The following is a 275-nucleotide window of genomic DNA, read 5'->3' on the forward strand; positions in this document are numbered from 1 at the left end:
CGCCAGTCGATAATAGCAGAAGAATACTTTTGCCTTTACAGGATCTGCTTTTTGTATAATGGAAACCTTAAGCGCATTTGTTTCTGATTTCATAGACATATGTGCCAGAAATCCCATGCACAAGGTGATATAAAAGTTAAGTGCGTTAATTGCACGAAGCTTCCGCACACGGAAGTTTTCAAACCGAAACATCTGCTTTTTACAACGGAAGTATTCCTCGATCTTCCATCGCGAAAAATAGGTTCTTGCCACTTTGATCACATCCTCTTTGGACT

The 275-nt window shown here is 40.0% G+C and carries 1 protein-coding gene; it reads right to left on the bottom strand.

The features are described 5' to 3' along the window. The coding region (locus DW005_RS14070) for a hypothetical protein (protein WP_347461309.1) at window positions 1–252 on the bottom strand (252 nt) is incomplete at its 3' end. Window positions 253–275 lie beyond the last annotated feature (23 nt).

It is taken from the genome of Clostridium sp. AF36-4 (genome assembly GCF_003435975.1).
GTDB lineage: Bacteria > Bacillota > Clostridia > Lachnospirales > Lachnospiraceae > Eubacterium_F.